The following is an 18,097-nucleotide window of genomic DNA, read 5'->3' on the forward strand; positions in this document are numbered from 1 at the left end:
AAAAAAGGTGTTCCGCCTTCAGTCCTTGCTGCCGGGCACCGGGTCATATCCATCGCCGCCGAAGGGGTGGCAGCGACCGATCCGGCGGGCAGTAAGCCAGGCGCCCTTGACCGCGCCATGCTTTTCCAGCGCTTCCAACGCGTAGGCAGAGCAGGTGGGCTGGTAGCGGCAGTTGAACCCGACCCAGGGGCTGAACAGCAGCCGGTAGGCACGCACGGGGAGCGCGAAGATATGGGCCAGCGGGGTCATAGCGGATAGATAGGGGCAGGGCAGCCGGGTGGCAATGCGGCCAATGGCCGGGTTTGCACGGCTTTACGGGGTGTGGATCTTCTTCAGCGCATAGATCAGGTCGCGCTTCAGCTCCTCGAACGGGCGCTGGGCGGTCTCAATTGCGCGGCCGATCAGCACGTAATCCCATCCCGGACGGCCATGCGCGGGGAGAATCATCCGCGCAGCCTCGCGCAAGCGGCGCTTGGCGCGGTTGCGGGCGACGGCATTGCCGACCTTTTTGGAACAGGTGAACCCCATGCGGATGCCGCCATTATCCTGGCGGTTGCGGCCCTGGACCATCATGCCCTTGGTGCCCTGCTTGCGGGCAGGGGGGCGGGCACAGGTAAGGAAATCACGGCGCTTGGCCATGACCTCAATCTTTGGCGCATCAGCTGCGCAAACGGACACCGCCGGAGGCGTGTCCCCTCGGGCAGCAGTGCCGTCCTTGGGGGCCTCCGGCGGTGTCATGTCCGTCAGAACCGGAACTGAGCTTATGCGCTCAGTTCTTTGCGGCCGCGGGCGCGGCGTGCGTTCAGGATCTTGCGGCCAGCTTTGGTGGCCATGCGCGCACGGAAGCCGTGGCGGCGTTTACGAACCAGGTTCGAAGGCTGATAGGTGCGTTTCATCGCTCCGGTCTCCACATTGTATCTTCGGGCAGGGCGCGGAATCGCCTCCCGGGGGTCTATCTCGAAGCCCGGTCTTTAGGAGGGAACGGCGGGTAAGTCAAACCCTGCGAGGTGAGAAAACACCTTTTAGGGTGAGAAAACCCCTGTAAGCATGGCGGCGCGGAACACTGGCGTGCAACATTTCTGTCAAAAACCGCACCGGAACAGCCTCCGGGCAGGGCGGATGTAACATCCGGGCAGTGATTCTGCCACAATCCTCACGAATCCGGGGGCAGGTGATCAAGCAGCCGTGAGGCAGGGCTGCCCACCCTCGCCTGCGGGCCATTTAACACGTAGCTACACTGCACTGACACAGAGACGGACGTATGAGCGATATGAGCGAGACACCCAAGACCGATTCCGAGCCAAAGGATCAGCCTGCGGCCAAGCCGGGGATGGCCCGCCATCTGCCGCTGATTGCCGTCGCGGTGGTGGCACTGATCGGGGCGGTGACGCTGAAGGACTACCTGAGTTTTGACACGCTGCGCGACAACCGCGAGGCGCTGATGGCGTTCCGGGATCAGAATTACCTTGGTCTCGTGGCGCTGTTCATGGGACTTTATATCGTGATCGTGCTGTTTTCGCTGCCGGGTGCGGCGGTCGCCTCGGTCACCGGCGGGTTCCTGTTCGGGCTGGCGGCGGGCACCGCGGTTAACGTGATTTCGGCCACCATCGGTGCGGCGGGCATCTTTCTGGCGGCGCGCTGGGGGCTGGGGGCTGCGCTGACCGCCAGGATGGAAGCGGCAGAAGGCCGGGTGCAGATGCTGAAACAGGCGCTGCGCGAGAACGAGGTCGAGGTGCTGCTGCTGCTGCGGCTGGTGCCGGCGGTGCCGTTTTTTGTCGCCAACCTGCTGCCGGCACTGGTGGGCGTGAAATTCCGCAACTTCCTGTGGACGACGGCGGCGGGGATCATTCCGGGCGCCATCGTGTTTACCTGGATCGGGGTCGGGGTCGGGTCGGTGTTCGATCGCGGTGAAGACCCGGATCTGAGCCTGCTGTGGGAACCGCATGTGATCGGGCCGATTCTGGGCCTGTGCGTGCTGGCGGCAATGCCGATCCTGGTCAAATCCGTCCGCGGCACCCTGCGCGGCAAGAACAGCAAGGATACCTGAACATGAGCCGCATTGAATGTGATCTCCTGATTATCGGCGCCGGGTCGGGCGGGCTGTCGGCGGCTGCCGGTGCCAGCCAGATGGGGGCGTCGGTTGTATTGCTGGAAGGCCACAAGATGGGCGGCGACTGCCTGAACTACGGTTGTGTGCCCTCCAAGGCGCTGCTGGCCAGCGGTAAGGCGGCGCATGCTCAGGCGCATGCCCAAGCCTTTGGTGTGGCGGATCAGCACCCGCGGCCCGACTATGCCGCGGCTAAAGATCATGTGCAGGCGGTGATTGAAACCATCGCCCCGGTCGACAGCCAGGAACGGTTCGAGGGCCTCGGCGTGCGGGTGATCCGCGAGTTCGGCCGCTTTGTTTCGCCAACAGAAGTCGAAGCAGGCCCGCACAGGATCATTGCGCGGCGGGTGGTGATCGCCACGGGGTCTTCGCCGCTGGTGCCGCCGATCCCAGGGTTGGACAAGGTGCCTTACGAGACCAACGAGACCCTGTTTGAACTGCGCGAGAAGCCCGAGCACTTGCTGATCATCGGCGGCGGCCCGATCGGCATGGAGATGGCGCAGGCGCATGTGCGCCTGGGCTGCAAGGTCACTGTGATCGAAGGGCTGAAGGCGCTGGGCAAGGATGATCCGGAGGCCGCAGCGCTGGTGCTTTACAGCTTGCGCGCAGAAGGCGTGGAGATCGCCGAGGGCGCCATGGTCTCGCGCATCACCGGCCAGGCAGGGGCCATTGAGGTCGAGACCAAGGATGGCAGCACCTTCAAGGGCAGCCACCTGCTGATGGCGGTGGGGCGTAAGGCCAATATGGAGCAGCTGAACCTCGCTGCCGCCGGGATTGAAACCAAAGGCAACGGCATCAAGGTCGATGAGAGCCTCTTGACCACCAACAGACGTGTTTATGCCATCGGCGACGTGGCCGGCGGGCTGCAGTTCACCCATGTGGCGGGCTATCACGCCGGCATTGTCATACGCTCGGCCCTGTTCGGCCTGCCGTCCAAGGCCGGGATCAGCCATATCCCCTGGGCCACCTATACCGACCCGGAACTGGCACAGGTCGGCCTGACCGAGGCGCAAGCGCGGGATATCTACGGTGTCAAACTGGAGGTGGCACGGTTCGACTACCATCACAACGACCGTGCCATTGCCGAACGCAGGACCAAAGGCTTCATCAAGGTGATGGTGTTCAAGGGCCGTCCCGTGGGCGCCACCATCGCAGGCCATCAGGCGGGAGAATTGATCACCCTGTGGTCGATGGCGCTGGCCAACCGTTTGAAAATGAGCCAGATTGCAGCCATGGTTGCGCCTTACCCCTCCATCAGCGAGATTAACAAACGGGTTTCCGGGGCCTATTTCACCCCGCGGCTGTTTGAGAGCGGTTTTGTCAAACGCGCTGTGCGCGTGGTGCAGCGCTGGATTCCTTGAGGTAAAGGCGGCGGGATGCTCAACACGCTTTCGGGCAGATTTCTGATCCTGACAACTGTCTTTGTGATGCTGGCCGAGATCCTGATCTTTGTGCCTTCGATTGCGCGGTTCCGCGAGGATTTTCTGGCCGACCGGTTGCAGCGGGCGCAGATCGCGTCGCTGGCGCTGCTGGCTGATGACATGCTGGCGACGGAACTGGAAGCGGAGCTTTTGGAGAACGCAGGTGTCTATAACGTCGTGCTGCGCCGCGACGAGATCCGCCAGCTGATGCTGGCCTCGCCGATTCCGCAGCAGATCACTGGCACCTATGATTTGCGGATGGCCGGGGCAATGACCCTGATCCGGGATGCAGTGCTGCGGCTGTCCCGGCCGGAAAACGAGATTATCCGGGTGATCGGCGCGCCGGTGCGCGATGCGGGAATATTGATCGAAGTCACCATGGAAACCGCGCCATTGCGCATGGCGATGATAGATTACGGGGTGCGGATCCTGGTTCTGTCGGCGGTGATTTCGGTTTTTACGGCGCTGTTGCTGTTTGTTGCGGTGCGGATTGTGCTGGTGAAACCGATCAAAAGCGTCGTCGGCTATATGCAGCGCTATGCGGCGGCGCCTGAGGATGCGCGCGGCATCATCCACCCGAGTTCCAGCGTGGTGGAGCTGCGCGAGGCAGAAGAAGCGCTGATGCAGCTGCAAACTGAGCTGACGCACGCGCTGAAGCAGCGCGAGCGACTGGCCCAGCTGGGCGGTGCGGTGGCCAAGGTGAGCCATGATCTGCGCAACATCCTGACCTCGGCGCAGCTGTTCACCGACCGCATCGAGATGAGCGAGGATCCCCTGGTGCGCCGGCTGGCGCCGAAGCTGGTGAATTCGATCACCCGTGCGGTTTCCCTGTGCGAGGGAACTCTGGCGTTCGGGCGCGCCGAGGAGCCGTCGCCCACCTTTGCTGTGGTCTGCCTGCATGAAATCACAGCGGATATTGCCGAAAGCGAGCTGCTGGCTGCGGACAGCGCATTGGTCGGGATCGTCAATGCAGTGCCCAAACCGATGATGCTGCGCGCTGATTCCGAACAGCTGTTCCGCATTGTTATGAATCTGGTGCGCAACGCCCGTCAGGCGATCACCGCCACCGGGAAACCGGGCAGGATCACGGTCGGCGCGTATGAGGAAGAAGACGCCTGGTATATCACCGTTTCCGACACCGGCCCCGGTTTGCCGAAAAAAGCGCAGGACAATCTGTTCACCCCGTTCCAGGGCGGTGCCCGCAAGGGCGGCACCGGGCTGGGATTGGCCATTGCGGGCGAGCTGGCCCGCGGCCATGGCGGATCGGTCGTGCTGAAGGAAACCAGCCCGGACGGCACCGTTTTCGAGATCTGCCTGCCCAAGGGCGATGGCACGATTTGACCGCGGCAAGCAAGCTGACGGAATTATGCCGGCCGGAGGAAACTAATTTTGAGTTTTGGGGTTGCGACTCTCCAGCGCTATGATTACACCCCGCCGCAGTGGACCGATAGCTCAGCTGGATAGAGTACTTGACTACGAATCAAGGGGTCGGGGGTTCGAATCCTCCTCGGTCCGCCACTTTTTACATTGTGTCAGATGCCAAGCAAAACCGACTTTTGTGACAGGTAACTGACCCAGTCGGCGAAATATCCTGAAATCATAGCGACGTTGCTCAGTTGAGCTGGTGATCGTAAGATCCAGCCAAACCAGCCCTTGTCTGATCCCGGAAGCCTCGCTTGGTCAAAAGCTTACCTGCCACTCCCGGAACGAACTTCCCGCAGTTACCGCTGACGGTGCCGCACGCCACGTGCGAGCCGGCATCTTCCTTGTTGTCGCGGCTTGCGGCCAGGAACGGCGCCATTTCGATGCAGAGGTTTTGCGGCGACATTGCCTTTCCGATCGACCCGTTCTTTCGTGGAGAGAAGGTAGCAATCAAGCAATTGGCTTAGCTGGCAGGGTGTGACGTGACCGCACTGGAGCGGGTTTCTATCCGCCAACTCGGTAAGGGCCATTTTCGACTTCGGGATGAATTTGCCTCTCTTCAGAGCTTTCAGCGCTCGCGCATCCGCGTCTGCCCGGAGTGCATACGGAGCGAAATGCCGTCAGCAGCAGAGTCCTGGCGTGTGCCGCGTCGCCCCAGTGGAAATTCTCGTCTATCAGGAGCTGCCCGAAACACAGCAGCATGCTCGCATGCCTTCCAGCCGAGAAATTCAACAAGGACGCCAGAGATTTCGCGGCGCAGCTGCAAAAACACCATGGTTGGATTTTGGATCAGCCGGTGGTCCAGGCAAATTCCAGCCCTTTCGAGGCGTACCTCACGAACCGCATCCTGAGCGGGCGGGGAGACCGATGGATCGACCGTCTTGAACTCAACGTGGCGTCTCGCGCATGCGAGGTGCTGGGCCTGCGTATTGCAAAGGGGCCAGATGCTGCGCTGGCGGGGCACAGCGAGCCAGACTGGAGGAGCTATGGTGTCTTGGGCTACCACGTACTGAAAGACGGTCCTGCAGCTCTTTCCGACTGTCTTGCCGCTTTGGCTCGCGAGGACGGCGCGGACAGCAGGTTCTTCGGTCGACTCTTTGGCCCCTGGATTGTGTGGCTGAAAAGCCGGAGCCTCGGCGATGAGTTCGAGCCCCTTCGTGACGTTGTGCGGCGACACGTCTTCGGCAATTTTTCCGTCAGAAAAGGCGTGCTGGTGCTGGGCGTGCCTTCGGAAGGAACAGCTTCTTCGAACCCACAGAAGTCGGTTTCGCTGACTGGGTTCGCCAAGCGCAATGCCGAAGACCTGATTTGCCGAGGTCTCGCAACGCGTGACGATGGCGGCAGTATCGCACCGATGAATTTTGTAACTCAGCAAATGTTCGACGCCTACGAGCGCGAGAAGAAGTTCTTTCGAGCCGGGCAAAGTTCGTATGAAAAAGCTGAAAGTAGCGTATATGGTGCCGATAACGCTAGGGCGTCGGGAGAGAGCCGCCTTTCCTTCGGTGACGCCGCCCGGCAGTTAAAAGTGACGGTCAAAACAGCAGGGTATTTGATCCAGCATGGAATGCTGTGCGGTGTGGATACCTCAGAGCTCTACCGCCGGGGGGCGACTGTTGTCACCGCTGATAGTCTGACGCAGTTTCAGAAGAGCTTCACTTCCTTGGGCGAGCTCGCCGAGATCACGCAGCGCCCACAAGGTGCATTTTCGATGAAACTTAGAAATGCCAACGTGGCCCTGTTGGCGATGCCCCATGATCTAAGCCGGATCTACTGGCGCGAGGATGTGAGTGCCGACGTAACAACCGAAAAATGACCTTCTCGGTCCTTTGTTGCCTTTGGCCACTGCTTTCCTTCGCTGCACTGCGGCCCGTAATTGCGGACATTCGCTGCGACGCCGAAATCTGATTCTGGGTGAATTCACACACTGCGGGACTATGCGGACATTGCCCTTCCAGGCGTTTGCTGACGCAGCATTCGCTTGCAGGTGCGGCAAGCTCATCGCTGCGTTGCAGCCGTTGTCGCGAAACCGGCTATTCAAAGCCACTCTGAGGTGCGGAATTCAAACCGTCCTTTCGCTGCAACCTGGTCAGACCATCTAAATGCGAACTTTTCTGTCGTTCGCCGCAGTCGCGAACAAGACCGCGCCCATTGCCTTCTATCGGTGGTAAACCGCCAAAGCTCACCTTAGTTTACGGCATGTTCGAGCCAAATTCATCTGCTGTTGCGATGCGCTCGGATGCCGTCTCAGCAGATCATACAGCTAGAAAACATCCATGTACTCATCACGAATTTTGGCGGTCGCGAATTCGAAGAATGCATGAACCCTGGCGCTTCGTCGAATATCGGGATGTGCCAGCATCCAGAGACTTGTGTTGTTTTTGGGGTCGGGCGCGTGCAGCCGCTGCAGTTCCGGGCAGCTTTGGCCAAGGTAGCAGGGCAACACAGCAATACCGAGGCTTGCCCGGGCAAGGTCGAACATCCCCATAACCGCACTGGTTAGTGTTATTGGCGCATGCTCCGCCTTGTGCACCGCTGTAATCCGGTTCATCGGTGATTGCCGCAAGGTATCGTCCAGCTGCAGCCAGCGGTGCTGCTCCGGCGGCAGGTCCCGCATAGCCTCCACGTAATCCGTATGGGCATAGACTGCATAGGAAACCGGCAGCAGGTTGCGCCCTATCCAATGTTCGGGAGGGTTCATTGTTGGCCGCAACGCAATATCAGCGTCACGCTGCATCAGGTCTAGTGGCCGGGTTCCGGAGAGCAGGCGCAGTTCAACATCAGGGTATTTTTGCTGAAAATACCGGAACACTGGCGAAAACATGTGCAGCAAAGAGTCTGTCGTCGTAACGGTAAGAATGCCCTCCAGGCGCAAATCCTGACCGCTCAGTTCGCGCTGAATAAGGGTCATGCGTTCCCGAAGCTTCAGCCCATGCTGAAGAAAATACTCACCCGCCGCAGTCATGACATAGCCGTGCGATTGGCGCTCGAACAGGGTGACGCCCAGCTTGCTTTCCACGTTTTCGATGCGCCGGAAAACGGTGGAGTGGTTCACTCCTAACCTGCGGGCCGCGCCGGACAGGCTTCCGGTTTCGCAGACGGCCAGCACAAAAGGAACATCGCTCCATTCAAAGTTTTGTGCGTCCATGCAAGAAGCCTTTACGGTGATGCCAAATCTCCTTGCAAGTATTAACGCCTGAACGCCGCTCAGCAAGCATTTCGCCTGGCCAAAGGGAGGCCTGCTTTCTGGCGCAGCTTTCGAAATTCAGCCCGCATGGCCTGGTTGCGATTTTAATCTGTGCTTTTGTGCAAGCATGGCTTGTCTAGATCGCTAATTACTATGCGCAGTTGCGCAGGCTATCTTCTGAGCACACCGAACTGGAGAAACGCCATGAGCAAAACACTGAACCTCCCGAAGCGCGTTGGTCCGAAACCCGACACCACCCACGGGCTGCCGCATTCCCAGGTCACTCACCACGGGCCTGACCACATCGTTGACCAGATGCGCGAATGGGCCTTTACCCTGCCGTGTGTCGAAAACCGCGACAGCCTTGTTTCCGTTCCCGGAGCCCGCGCCATGGTCATGCACGATGGAGCCGCCTGCAATCACGACGCCTTCATGATTGGCCGCGAGTTCGCCCACATCCACCCGCATCCGGACAATAGCAGCATGCACGTGCAACTGCCCCACGACGATGCCCTGGAAGTTGTCGAAAAAGGCTGGGGTGAGCACCACACTCTGGTCCTGGCAGGCCGCCGTCCGGTCGGGCTGGTGATGGTGTTTTCACCCCGTGATGAGGTTGAGCTGGACATCATTAAAACGATCCTCAGCCGCTCCTACGAAGCGGTGACCGCTCAGAAAATCGCGGCGTAATCCCTCAACCCATACAGAAAGGATAATCCAATGAAACACGCACTTATTGGTGCTGTTGCAGGAATTCTCTTTGCCAGCTCGGCACTCGCAACCGAAATCGAAACCAAATCGCTCGAAGAGCTTTATGCCGAAGCCGTTGCGGAAGGCGGCGAGCTGGTCATCCGCGCGGGCGGTGATAAGGACGATCAGGCCGACTACTACCTGGATATGTTCAAAGAGCGTTTTCCGGAAATCAATGTCACGCACAGTGTTGACCTAAGTTTCTATCACGCATCCCGCTATGACAATGCGCGGGAAGATGACAGCAAAGCCGATGTGCCGGACATCATCCAGTTTCAAACCCTGCACGACTACGACTACTATGCTGAGCGCGGGTTACTGGAGCGATACAAGCCGAAGAACTGGGAGAAGGTCTACCCGGATTACAAAGATCCGCACGGGCGTTGGATCGGCCTGTTCGGCGTGGCCTTCACCAACGTATTCAATTCCGACCTGATTAATGAAGATGACGCTCCGCGCGATGCGCTGGATTACCTGGACCCGGCGCTGAAGGGCAAAGTCATCCTGACCTACCCGCACACCGATGACGCCGTTCTGTACCAGTTCTGGAATCTGAAAGAGCAATACGGCTGGGAGTATCTTGAACAGCTTGTTGCCACTGAACCGACCTGGGTGCGCGGCACGTCGATGCCCTATGTCGCGATTGACAACGGATGGTATGGCGCGAGCTTCACGACCTCCTGGGCATTTGTGCCATTTGAAGGCAGCGATACACGGCTCGTACTGCCCGAAGAAGACTACTTCCTGAGTTGGTTTCAAACCGCAGCTATTCCGACGGATGCAAAACACAAAGCCGCGGCCAAACTCTACCTGAACTGGATGCTCTCTGAGGAATTCCAAGGCAAGTGGCTGCAGTTCCCGGTGCGCATGGATGTTGAATCACCCGATGGCTACAAATCGCACCTGCACTACAACACCTCTCCTGCAGACTTCCACCGGTTCATGCTGAAACGCGATCAGGTCGAGCGTTTCCGCCTGCAGATCGAACAGCTCGTCGGTCCAGCTGAAGGTCCAGCCCCTCTCGAACTGGACTACAGCGTCAAACCATAACCCCGCTCACGGCTTCGCGTTGCGACTAGAACGCGGCAACGCGAAGCCCTTCAATATCGGAGAAAATCCATGAAAATCCTTATCGTAGGCGCAACCGGTCTCATCGGCGGCGCAGTCGCAAATGCCCTCTCGGCCAACCATGAAATCATCAGCGCCGGATACAGCGACGGTGATGTGAAGGTCGATCTCGGTTCCAAAGCCTCCATCGAGGCGATGTTCCAGGCCATCGGCACCGTTGACGCCGTGATCAGCACCGCCGGGCTTGCCGGTTTTGCGCCCTTCAACGAGCTGGACGACGCAGCTTACGACCTTGCGCTTGGCAACAAGCTGATGGGCCAGATCAACCTTGTCCGCGTTGGGCAGAGTCATATCAGCGATGGTGGATCGTTCACGCTCACGGCTGGCATTCTGTCCCGCGATCCGATGCCGGGTTCTGTGGTGATCAGCATCGCCAACGGCGCGCTGGAATCCTTTGCCAAGGCAGCAGCACTCGAACTTGATCGCGACCTACGGGTAAACACCGTCAGCCCCGTCTTCGTCAAGGAAACGATGGAGATGTTGGGCATGGACTCAAGTTCTGGCCTGTCAGCTGCAGATACTGCCAAAGCCTATGTCGCTGCTATCGAAGGCACTATGAGCGGTAAAACGTTGGATGCACCTGACTACGTGTAGCCATTGAAACCAAAATGCCGGTTCCTTCCTGCCGTTGCGTTTCCAAAACGGAATGGCAGGAAGGAACCGATTGCGACGTACTGCATGTGCAAAAGAATGCCATGGGACGAACGGCTGCAAAGGGCTCGTTGCCGCCTTTCGCCGACTTCTGCAGCCAGGAATCCAGAAAACGCCCGACACTAACGGCTGTATCGCGGGACAAAGTTGCCGTTCAAGTCGTTTGTGCGAAGGTCCGGAACTGCGCGCATACTGGACCTACAGATTATTCTTCGTAACCATGCAGGCACGCCAGACGCCTCTTGCTAAATCCCAAAGGCACAGATGCAAGAGGAACTGCTTCGCTCACATAGCGGAACTACTGCAACGCTGAACATAGCTTGCTTTGTTTGCGCAGAAAATGACATATATTCTGTCAAGATAGTAAAATGTAATGCAAGAAGGTGTTCACTCGATGTCCAACCACATGCTCCATGAGCGGCTGCGGTACATAAACGAAAATATCATTCAGCTGAATTCATTCGCGAACGCCAGGCTTATAGCGTACATATCTATCTTAGCAGGTTGGATTGCTATATCTTCTGCTGCTGCTTCTCTCGCGGAGACTGGGTATATAATATGGGTAGTGTCGGCAGTTTTTTTTGTTCAGCAGATTGCAGATATCCTGTCATGGTGGGCATACCGGCGCGAACAACATTCATTGGATCCGACTCATAACAAGTGCCCGTCAATTTTACGAGTTTACAGGTGGAAAGAGTTTTATATTCTGCTGATCTATTCTCTTGCTCCCTTTGTTTTGGAAATCAACTAATTCAAAAATACCCATACTTTTAGATTGCATCGTTTCGCGATTCAATGCTTGGTCGCACAGCATTCAGGAAATTTCCTCCCTCTTCGTACGAGGATCGATTACGATACCTTCTAGATGCACTGTTACACCAGCCTTTCGCATCTCTTCTAGGAATTGAACTTCGTCATCACCGTGAAAGCCCATCGAGAGCCCATAGATGAAACTCTGGAGTCGATCGAATCCATCATCTTTTTCATTGTTTCCCAATTTTAATTTCTGCAGGATCATGAGCACGCAGCGATCAAAGTGTCGAAACGGAAGTGCTTGAAAGTAAATAACTAGAGCGCACTCCGAATGCCTAAACTCGTCGATGTCTCCGATACTATCGAAACCATCTTCGAATTCAAGCATGTGCAAATCCTGTAACAGTATTAATGGTCTACCACTTGAATAAATAGATATTGCTTCATCAATTGAAAGCGTTTTGCTCCCGGAAGAGATCAAACATTTCTCGTCGAGCACAACCGCATCATTAATACGGGCCCGAAGCCTCGCATAGGCAGTCCCCCATTCGACGTCTCGATGCTCGATCAGCCACTTACGAAAGCCATCATCCCGGCAAAGTAGTTCATCAATCTCATACTTGTCCTCCCGACGGGCACTCATGGGCTCCATCTCAATGACACCGTTCCATCCGGCAGCTCTGCCAACTCTAAACCCATTCCAAAGGACAATCGCTGAACCGTGCGTCGAAGGCTGAAGGTATGCTGCCCGTGCCGTCTTTGACAACTTCTCGGAGAAGAATACCGGCGCTGAAGGATCAAATTTTAGCCGCGGTGTCGCATACGTGTCCCAACCCCGCTCATCATGTTCTCGTGTATCAGTCGGTTTTCTCCAGTCCTCCGCTGGAATTAGCTTTTCCTCTCTACCAAGGATTATTCTGATATCCACTAGTGGGAATGGGCAGATCTGACGAATCGAGTTTCGAAAATACTCAATCGAGAATCCACCTCGATTGTCGTGAAATGTGGACCCTCTAACCCAATCGAAGCGATTGAACGTAAGCGAAATCGTCGTGCCGTGAAGCGCAAAGTGCGCATCATTTAAGTTAAGAATCGGAGGGGATCTCAATCCGTCATTAAACTCTAAATGTACTTCGTCTACACTTCCAAAGGACTGGCTCCGAATACCAATATTGTCAGACCACATAAAAACACTCAAGAATCCAATACCAAACTTCGCAATATGGTTTGACGTATCGTGTACAACCCTTTCTTTATAATCGGACACAGCAGCAGTTTCAGACCAATGACTCTTGTTCACTGATAAAAGACCTGATTGCACATCTAGTAATGACATACCGATGCCTGAGTCCTTTACTTCTAAGGTATAGTCACCTACGAAGCTTCGGATCTCGTCCTTCGAAAGTTCTTCCGGATAGTCTGGTTGTACAGTGATCACGACTTCTTGCTTGCTGACCCTTCCAGCTACATCAGGTAGCATTAAAGTGGCTTGCACTGCATTCTGTAGCAACTCTCGAAGTGGTACTAACTGGGCGTCGCCATAGAGCGCTCGACCTCCGAGGGTCGAGACAATCTCGGAGATACTATCTAGTCTGAAGCTCAAGTCGCTCGGGAGCCAGTCCACCGGCTTTAGTGTTTGGCTGGCGGCATCTTCGGGTGTTTCGACATCCGCAACTCCTTCTGCTTTCAAGGTAGTTCCATTATTGCTGCTGCGGAGAACTTTATTAGTATCTTTTATCTCTAAATCGACATCCTTTAGCATATGATATGAAGCCCACCACACTGGGCTTTCACTCCGCTCATAGCCCTCGCGAGAATTGTAAACAAGTTTTGACCCGGAGAGGCGTGGAGCCCTCAACTTTCCTTGCTTCTTCCAGTGGCTCAGTGAAACGGGATTCATCTTTGAGCGCACGTTAAACTGACTAAGTGGCGCTCGCCTCGCGTCACAGTGAGCGATATCCGCTATTCGAAGTAGTGAGGCCAAGTTTAGTGTATTGATTGTCCATTCACTTGGGCAGGCGGGCAAAATGTTTATTGGCGCGTTCACTAGTCTCCGATCGACGAGTCTCTGTTTGAGTTCTGGCGTGCTCCACCAGTGGGACGCACATATCTCAGATATTATGTCGGCAAACTCTGCTCTGAATTCGGGATCAGGAATTATGAAGTAAGAGGCAGATCCAACGCCTATCGGCTCGCGGATCAGATCTCTGACCTTCGCGGCATGGTTTTCTCTTAGAATTTCTGCGGCGTTTTTATGGTCTAGTTGGTTTTTGAATTCGTTCTCAAAATCTTTGTATGCTGCGCGTGACTGCGCTGAATCGTGAAGTACGAAGCAGCAACCAATGACGAATATTTCAACCGGATTCATTGGGTAATCATTATCAATCAATTGATCGACAACTTGCCATAAAGCGTCAACATGCTTTATTGAATGGTCTGTGTGTTCGGGTAAGTCGAGCACGATAGCATTAAGGAGCGGCTCGCAGTTTCGACGTATCTGTGAAAGGCTCTGTGCGAGAACATCCCAAGTCTTCAAATCACCGCCTGTCAGTGAAAGAATTCTTGAGCGATAAATGTTCGAGCTCGTGAATTCTATTGGAAGGTCGTACGGCATGGATTTTCACTACCTGATTAATCAACGAAAAACGTAAAGACTAGCACGATGCTAAACTTGCTGGGGTTTTGAGTCGATAGGATCACAACCTCATAAACCTTGCAAGCGAACGTCAGCTTTGGCGCTTTTTGCGGACGTAGGTGCTTCCTGCAGCATTTGTCAAATTTGGGCTCATAGCTGGCCTCGGGTGCAACGCAGCATCAGGGCAATAGAAACAACTTCCACCGGCGAGAACGGCCCATAGCAGCCGCTCCGTCCATCGCCAAATTCTGCGGCGCAGCTTCACCACACCAGCCATTCGCCGCGACCGCACATTGCCTCGTGGTCATTAAATAATATGCGCGGTCATGGCGATCTCGGAATCCACGATGTCAGAAGGGCGGTTTCTTCGGCCAGGGGAAGCTCCAGACGTCACGAAGCGCGTGATCATATAGCTCGCCCCCCCTCGAACTGGCTACGTATCCTGTTCCAGGAATACCGGTGTGTTTTGCGTATACTAGTGCCTGCATCGGCGGATATCCGTTCTCTCTGAACCAAGTCTGCATCACCCCAAGAAACCAGCGGGCGCTGCGGTGGTGAAGTCCAAGCGGATCGGTGAGGTCCTTGTATGTAATCCGCTGCCCCTTCCGAGCGCATCGGCGCAGTATCTTGTAAGCGCGCCGGGCACGGGCCGTATGGTCAATCATATTTGGCATATGTCTTCTCCTGCGGCTCATGATGTGGACGGAGATCTCGTGAACCGCACGCCGAAGACCTCCTCCGCGAAAGCGGGGGTTGGGTCAGCGGCCATCGGTTGATCCGACGGTTCGGCTCCTGAGTGTACAGGCGGCTCTTTTTGCGATGCGGTATTTTGCATCGGCCCTGATGGTTCGCAGATATGACGCTTCGGCGAATATGCAAGAGCGGCAAGAGCAGTTCCAAGTAAAAAACCTTGGACCTACCCCCCCCTCATCAAAAATAAGGAAGTAAGAAATGTCCGGGGTCTTTAGCCAGTAGACACCATGGCTATTGCCGACGGCCATGAACGGCAACCTCGGCCAACTGCCGTCGAAGCCGGTAATTGATGCTGCGGCGCAGCTTCCGCAAAGCGGTCATCCAAAAAGCGAGTAGAAATCAGAAGCAACCAACTTCTTCTTGGAAAACTTGGTTGAAATGTCCGATCCCTTCGGAAAACGGAAGTCCGCTCCGAGCGGTTTCGCTTCTGAAAGGCGACCAAGCCATGTAGCATGTGAGGCGAGGAAGTTAAATCTTGACGTATTGACAGCGCCAAGAACATAGTGACGCAACCACTGCGAGTATCTCCGCAACATGATTGAAAAATATCCGCGTGACTGGGACGGAACCGAATGGGAGCAGTTCAGCTTACGGCTTGTCCGGGAACGTCATGGCGCTGAAAATGTGCAGCCGATACCGGCTCGCGTGAACGGTGATCTTGGCATCGAATGCATCACTACCGACGGGTGCGTTTACCAGAGCTACGCACCTGAGGAGACCGGAGATACCAGCAAAGCAGCGAGCGCCATGCGTGCAAAAGCCAATCGTGATCTCAATAAGCTGACAAAAAACCAAGACAAAATCTCGAAGCTACTGAGCGGTACCAAAGTGCGCCGTTGGATATTGTTGTGCCCGTTCTTGGATGACAAAGACGTCGTGACAACGGTAGCAAACAAAGCACACGAAATTCATGAAACAGGTTTGCCCTTTCTGGACGCTGATTTCCGTGGGCTTGTTCACTGTCAGGAGGATTTCTCGAGGGAGATTGAGAAGATCAGGTTGGAAGCGTGCGGTGCCAGCCTAGACCTGAAAACTCCGGACGCTGACGAAATAGCGGATACCGGCAATGCAATTGATGAGGTGCTGGATCAAAAAATTGGACGCGGGTTTCCGCAGCTCGAACCAGACCAAGCGGTTAGGAGGAAGCACCGATTCATTAGCACTCATATCAGAGCTGAGAATGCTCTCGAGAAATTGAAACGTGACGTACCCGAACTCTGGGAAAAGGCAACGACGGCCATCGTCCTGGAAGAAGACCGGCTCGAAACGTCCGGTACCGTATCAGGGCCAGCCGGGGATCTCCTGACCGGCGAGCAAGATCGATTGTATCAGGCACTTGTTTCTGCACTCCCAACTTTGGAGACGAATGCCATCCGCGCGATTGCGATGGGACAGATCGGAACGTGGCTTATCGAGTGCCCACTCGACTTCACAGCATCCGCGAAAGGTTCATCGCAATGAACGACCCTGACTCCAGCTTTGTCTTCAGGGAGCGTCCCAAACCCTGCGCGGGGGATATGCGGATATCTTGGCGTATATCTGTCACCCTTCTAGCCTTGTTTCATTCACGCGGGAAAAAAGCCTCATTTGCCAAACTGCATGTCCTTAACGACGCCCTTCGCTCACAGGCGTCGCGAGAAAAACTCGAGGCGATATTGGAAGAAAGAATACCAGCATACACGTGGCGTTTGCGCGTGGAGCCGGCATTTACACGCGCTCTCGACTTTCTCGTTGGAGAAGGCTTCGCTGATTGGTCTGTCAGCAGCAATCGGACAACACTCTCCCTGACCGAAAAAGGGATAGAAGCGGCAAAAGAAATTGATTCCATTGGCGATGTGCTGGTCGATGAAAGGCCTTTTATGAAAGGGCTAGCCGTGAAAATCACCGAGGGAATTGTTCAGAAAATGTTATTGGTAGGAAAACGCCTTCTATGATCCAAATCCGGCACATTAGGCTCCGGTCGATAACCGCTGAGAATACATATGGTGTTGATGTCCCATTGTCGTCTGGCCTCAACGTCATTCAGGCTGACAATACATCAGGAAAATCTACTACCCTTGAGCCTCCCCCAAAGAAGTGGTCCGCCCCTATGATTAGGAAACGGAGGACCATAGATGGCGACCAAGAGGCCCAAGCCTGAAGAGATTGTCGTGAAGTTACGGCAGGTTGAAGTCTTGATGGGGCAAGGCATGCCCCGCATAGACGCGATCCGTCAGATCGGCGTTACGGAACAGACCTACTATCGCTGGAAGAAGAAGTACGGCGGAATGGGCACGGAACAGCTTAAAGAACTAAAGCGGCTGCAGAAGGAAAACGAGCGGCTTCGCCGGGCGGTTTCGGACCTGACACTGGACAAATTGATCCTGTCCGAGGCCGCAAAGGGAAACTTCTGAGCCCCTCCCGCCGCCGGTCCTGCATTGATCATGTGCGCAGCCAAATGAAGGTTTCCGAGCGTCGCGTTTGCCGCGTTCTGGGCCAGCACCGGTCCACACAGCGGCAATTGCCTCAAGGGCGTGCTGATGAGGAACGCCTGGTCGCCGATATGATCGAGCTGACACGTCAATACGGCCGATACGGCTACCGCCGGGTTGCGGCCCTGCTGCGGGACGCTGGCTGGCCCCTCTCGGCGGTGTAAACACCGCCTGCCGGCAGCGGGTGAATGATAAACGTGTCGAACGTTTATGGCGGCGGGAGGGGCTGAAGGTTCCAATGAAGCAGCCCAGGAGGGGACGGCTCTGGCTCAACGACGGATCATGTGTCCGGCTGCGTCCCGAATATCGCAACCACGTCTGGTCGTACGACTTTGTTCATCACCGAACGGATGATGGCAGGGCTTTCAGAACATTGAACATCCTGGACGAACACAGCCGGGAATGCCTTGCGATCCGAGTGAAGCGGAAGCTGAATGCAAACGAGGTCATCGATGCACTGACGGACCTGTTTATCCTACGTGGCGTACCAGCATACATTCGGTCGGACAATGGCCCTGAGTTCATTGCTGAGGCCGTCAGAGGCTGGATCAAAGCTGTCGGGGCCAAAACCGCATACATCGAGCCTGGATCGCCCTGGGAGAACGGATACTGCGAGAGCTTCAATGGGCGGATGCGAGATGAATTGCTGAATGGTGAAATCTTCTATTCGCTACGCGAGGCCCAGATCATTATCGAAAGCTGGAGAAAACACTACAACACCAAAAGGCCCCACAGTGCTCTGGGCTACCGCCCGCCTGCGCCAGAGGCCATCGTCCTGATAGACCAAAGGCCAACCATGCACTAACTTTCAATTTGGACCACTCA

The 18,097-nt window shown here is 55.9% G+C and carries 15 protein-coding genes, 1 tRNA gene and 1 pseudogene; 11 read left to right on the plus strand and 6 right to left on the minus strand.

Going from position 1 to position 18,097, the window contains the following annotated elements; all coding sequences use genetic code 11:
* Positions 1 to 18 precede the first annotated feature (18 nt).
* From yidD to rpmH, 3 genes are all read right to left on the minus strand, one after another.
* Positions 19 to 249 (minus strand): membrane protein insertion efficiency factor YidD, encoded by a 231-nt coding sequence (gene yidD / locus K3724_RS01455; protein ID WP_259989389.1) that lies wholly within the window; start codon positions 247 to 249, stop codon positions 19 to 21.
* Positions 250 to 312: 63 nt separating this feature from the next.
* Positions 313 to 738 carry a ribonuclease P protein component gene (gene rnpA / locus K3724_RS01460; RefSeq protein ID WP_259989391.1) on the minus strand — a complete coding sequence of 142 codons (426 nt, stop codon included), beginning with the start codon at positions 736 to 738 and terminating at the stop codon, positions 313 to 315.
* A gap of 23 nt (positions 739 to 761) precedes the next feature.
* A complete protein-coding gene (rpmH, locus tag K3724_RS01465; RefSeq protein WP_008554144.1) occupies positions 762 to 896 on the minus strand; it encodes a 50S ribosomal protein L34 in 135 nt (44 codons plus the stop codon).
* Between the two features lie 365 nt (positions 897 to 1,261).
* Here rpmH and K3724_RS01470 point away from each other — a divergent pair, with 365 nt between their 5' ends.
* The 4 genes from K3724_RS01470 to K3724_RS01485 all read left to right on the plus strand — a co-directional run bounded on the left by K3724_RS01470 (position 1,262) and on the right by K3724_RS01485 (position 5,046).
* Entirely contained in the window at positions 1,262 to 2,047 is a 786-nt protein-coding gene (locus tag K3724_RS01470) for a TVP38/TMEM64 family protein (RefSeq protein ID WP_409201395.1), read from the plus strand.
* 2 nt (positions 2,048 to 2,049) lie between these two features.
* Positions 2,050 to 3,468 carry an NAD(P)/FAD-dependent oxidoreductase gene (locus K3724_RS01475; RefSeq protein ID WP_259989393.1) on the plus strand — a complete coding sequence of 473 codons (1,419 nt, stop codon included), beginning with the start codon at positions 2,050 to 2,052 and terminating at the stop codon, positions 3,466 to 3,468.
* A 15-nt stretch (positions 3,469 to 3,483) separates the two neighbouring features.
* A complete protein-coding gene (locus K3724_RS01480) occupies positions 3,484 to 4,869 on the plus strand; it encodes a HAMP domain-containing sensor histidine kinase (protein ID WP_259989395.1) in 1,386 nt (461 codons plus the stop codon).
* Between the two features lie 100 nt (positions 4,870 to 4,969).
* Positions 4,970 to 5,046: transfer RNA gene (locus K3724_RS01485), tRNA-Arg, on the plus strand.
* Positions 5,047 to 5,140: 94 nt separating this feature from the next.
* Here the strand turns inward: K3724_RS01485 and K3724_RS01490 are convergent.
* Positions 5,141 to 5,356, minus strand: coding sequence for a hypothetical protein (locus K3724_RS01490; RefSeq protein WP_259989397.1), 216 nt, complete (start codon positions 5,354 to 5,356; stop codon positions 5,141 to 5,143).
* 294 nt (positions 5,357 to 5,650) lie between these two features.
* Here K3724_RS01490 and K3724_RS01495 point away from each other — a divergent pair, with 294 nt between their 5' ends.
* Positions 5,651 to 6,763 (plus strand): hypothetical protein, encoded by a 1,113-nt coding sequence (locus K3724_RS01495; RefSeq protein WP_259989399.1) that lies wholly within the window; start codon positions 5,651 to 5,653, stop codon positions 6,761 to 6,763.
* A 447-nt stretch (positions 6,764 to 7,210) separates the two neighbouring features.
* Here the strand turns inward: K3724_RS01495 and K3724_RS01500 are convergent, their stop codons facing one another.
* Positions 7,211 to 8,095 carry a LysR family transcriptional regulator gene (locus K3724_RS01500; RefSeq protein WP_259989401.1) on the minus strand — a complete coding sequence of 295 codons (885 nt, stop codon included), beginning with the start codon at positions 8,093 to 8,095 and terminating at the stop codon, positions 7,211 to 7,213.
* A gap of 243 nt (positions 8,096 to 8,338) precedes the next feature.
* Here K3724_RS01500 and K3724_RS01505 point away from each other — a divergent pair, with 243 nt between their 5' ends.
* The 3 genes from K3724_RS01505 (at position 8,339) to K3724_RS01515 (ending at position 10,603) form a co-directional block, all read left to right on the plus strand.
* On the plus strand, positions 8,339 to 8,821 hold the full coding sequence (locus tag K3724_RS01505; protein ID WP_259989403.1) for a luciferase family protein: 483 nt from the start codon (positions 8,339 to 8,341) through the stop codon (positions 8,819 to 8,821).
* A gap of 30 nt (positions 8,822 to 8,851) precedes the next feature.
* Positions 8,852 to 9,931, plus strand: a complete 1,080-nt coding sequence (locus tag K3724_RS01510) for an ABC transporter substrate-binding protein (protein WP_259989405.1) — start codon at positions 8,852 to 8,854, stop codon at positions 9,929 to 9,931.
* Positions 9,932 to 10,000: 69 nt separating this feature from the next.
* Entirely contained in the window at positions 10,001 to 10,603 is a 603-nt protein-coding gene (locus tag K3724_RS01515) for a short chain dehydrogenase (protein WP_259989407.1), read from the plus strand.
* 871 nt (positions 10,604 to 11,474) lie between these two features.
* On the opposite strand, the gene K3724_RS01520 is transcribed toward K3724_RS01515, so the two are convergent.
* Positions 11,475 to 14,027 carry a hypothetical protein gene (locus tag K3724_RS01520; RefSeq protein WP_259989408.1) on the minus strand — a complete coding sequence of 851 codons (2,553 nt, stop codon included), beginning with the start codon at positions 14,025 to 14,027 and terminating at the stop codon, positions 11,475 to 11,477.
* A gap of 1,308 nt (positions 14,028 to 15,335) precedes the next feature.
* On the opposite strand from K3724_RS01520, the gene K3724_RS01525 reads away from it, so the two are divergent.
* The 3 genes and pseudogenes from K3724_RS01525 (at position 15,336) to K3724_RS01535 (ending at position 18,077) form a co-directional block, all read left to right on the plus strand.
* Complete coding sequence (locus K3724_RS01525) at positions 15,336 to 16,262, plus strand: hypothetical protein (RefSeq protein WP_259989410.1); 927 nt, start codon at positions 15,336 to 15,338, stop codon at positions 16,260 to 16,262.
* Positions 16,259 to 16,735: a hypothetical protein gene (locus K3724_RS01530; protein ID WP_259989412.1), complete on the plus strand. Its 477-nt coding sequence runs from the start codon at positions 16,259 to 16,261 to the stop codon at positions 16,733 to 16,735. The genes K3724_RS01525 and K3724_RS01530 overlap by 4 nt, the downstream gene beginning before the upstream one ends.
* Positions 16,736 to 16,915: 180 nt before the next feature.
* Positions 16,916 to 18,077, plus strand: a pseudogene (locus K3724_RS01535) (IS3 family transposase).
* Positions 18,078 to 18,097: the final 20 nt, after the last annotated feature.

Source organism: Leisingera sp. M658, assembly GCF_025144145.1.
Classification (GTDB): domain Bacteria; phylum Pseudomonadota; class Alphaproteobacteria; order Rhodobacterales; family Rhodobacteraceae; genus Leisingera.

Excerpts from the sequence above, each read along its gene's own strand:
- yidD (WP_259989389.1), bottom strand. The coding sequence starts at position 249 with ATGACCCCGCTGGCCCATATCTTCGCGCTCCCCGTGCGTGCCTACCGG.
- rnpA (WP_259989391.1), bottom strand. The coding sequence starts at position 738 with ATGACACCGCCGGAGGCCCCCAAGGACGGCACTGCTGCCCGAGGGGAC.
- rpmH (WP_008554144.1), bottom strand. The coding sequence starts at position 896 with ATGAAACGCACCTATCAGCCTTCGAACCTGGTTCGTAAACGCCGCCAC.
- K3724_RS01470 (WP_409201395.1), top strand. The coding sequence starts at position 1,262 with ATGAGCGATATGAGCGAGACACCCAAGACCGATTCCGAGCCAAAGGAT.
- K3724_RS01475 (WP_259989393.1), top strand. The coding sequence starts at position 2,050 with ATGAGCCGCATTGAATGTGATCTCCTGATTATCGGCGCCGGGTCGGGC.
- K3724_RS01480 (WP_259989395.1), top strand. The coding sequence starts at position 3,484 with ATGCTCAACACGCTTTCGGGCAGATTTCTGATCCTGACAACTGTCTTT.
- K3724_RS01490 (WP_259989397.1), bottom strand. The coding sequence starts at position 5,356 with ATGTCGCCGCAAAACCTCTGCATCGAAATGGCGCCGTTCCTGGCCGCA.
- K3724_RS01495 (WP_259989399.1), top strand. The coding sequence starts at position 5,651 with ATGCTCGCATGCCTTCCAGCCGAGAAATTCAACAAGGACGCCAGAGAT.
- K3724_RS01500 (WP_259989401.1), bottom strand. The coding sequence starts at position 8,095 with ATGGACGCACAAAACTTTGAATGGAGCGATGTTCCTTTTGTGCTGGCC.
- K3724_RS01505 (WP_259989403.1), top strand. The coding sequence starts at position 8,339 with ATGAGCAAAACACTGAACCTCCCGAAGCGCGTTGGTCCGAAACCCGAC.
- K3724_RS01510 (WP_259989405.1), top strand. The coding sequence starts at position 8,852 with ATGAAACACGCACTTATTGGTGCTGTTGCAGGAATTCTCTTTGCCAGC.
- K3724_RS01515 (WP_259989407.1), top strand. The coding sequence starts at position 10,001 with ATGAAAATCCTTATCGTAGGCGCAACCGGTCTCATCGGCGGCGCAGTC.
- K3724_RS01520 (WP_259989408.1), bottom strand. The coding sequence starts at position 14,027 with ATGCCGTACGACCTTCCAATAGAATTCACGAGCTCGAACATTTATCGC.
- K3724_RS01525 (WP_259989410.1), top strand. The coding sequence starts at position 15,336 with ATGATTGAAAAATATCCGCGTGACTGGGACGGAACCGAATGGGAGCAG.
- K3724_RS01530 (WP_259989412.1), top strand. The coding sequence starts at position 16,259 with ATGAACGACCCTGACTCCAGCTTTGTCTTCAGGGAGCGTCCCAAACCC.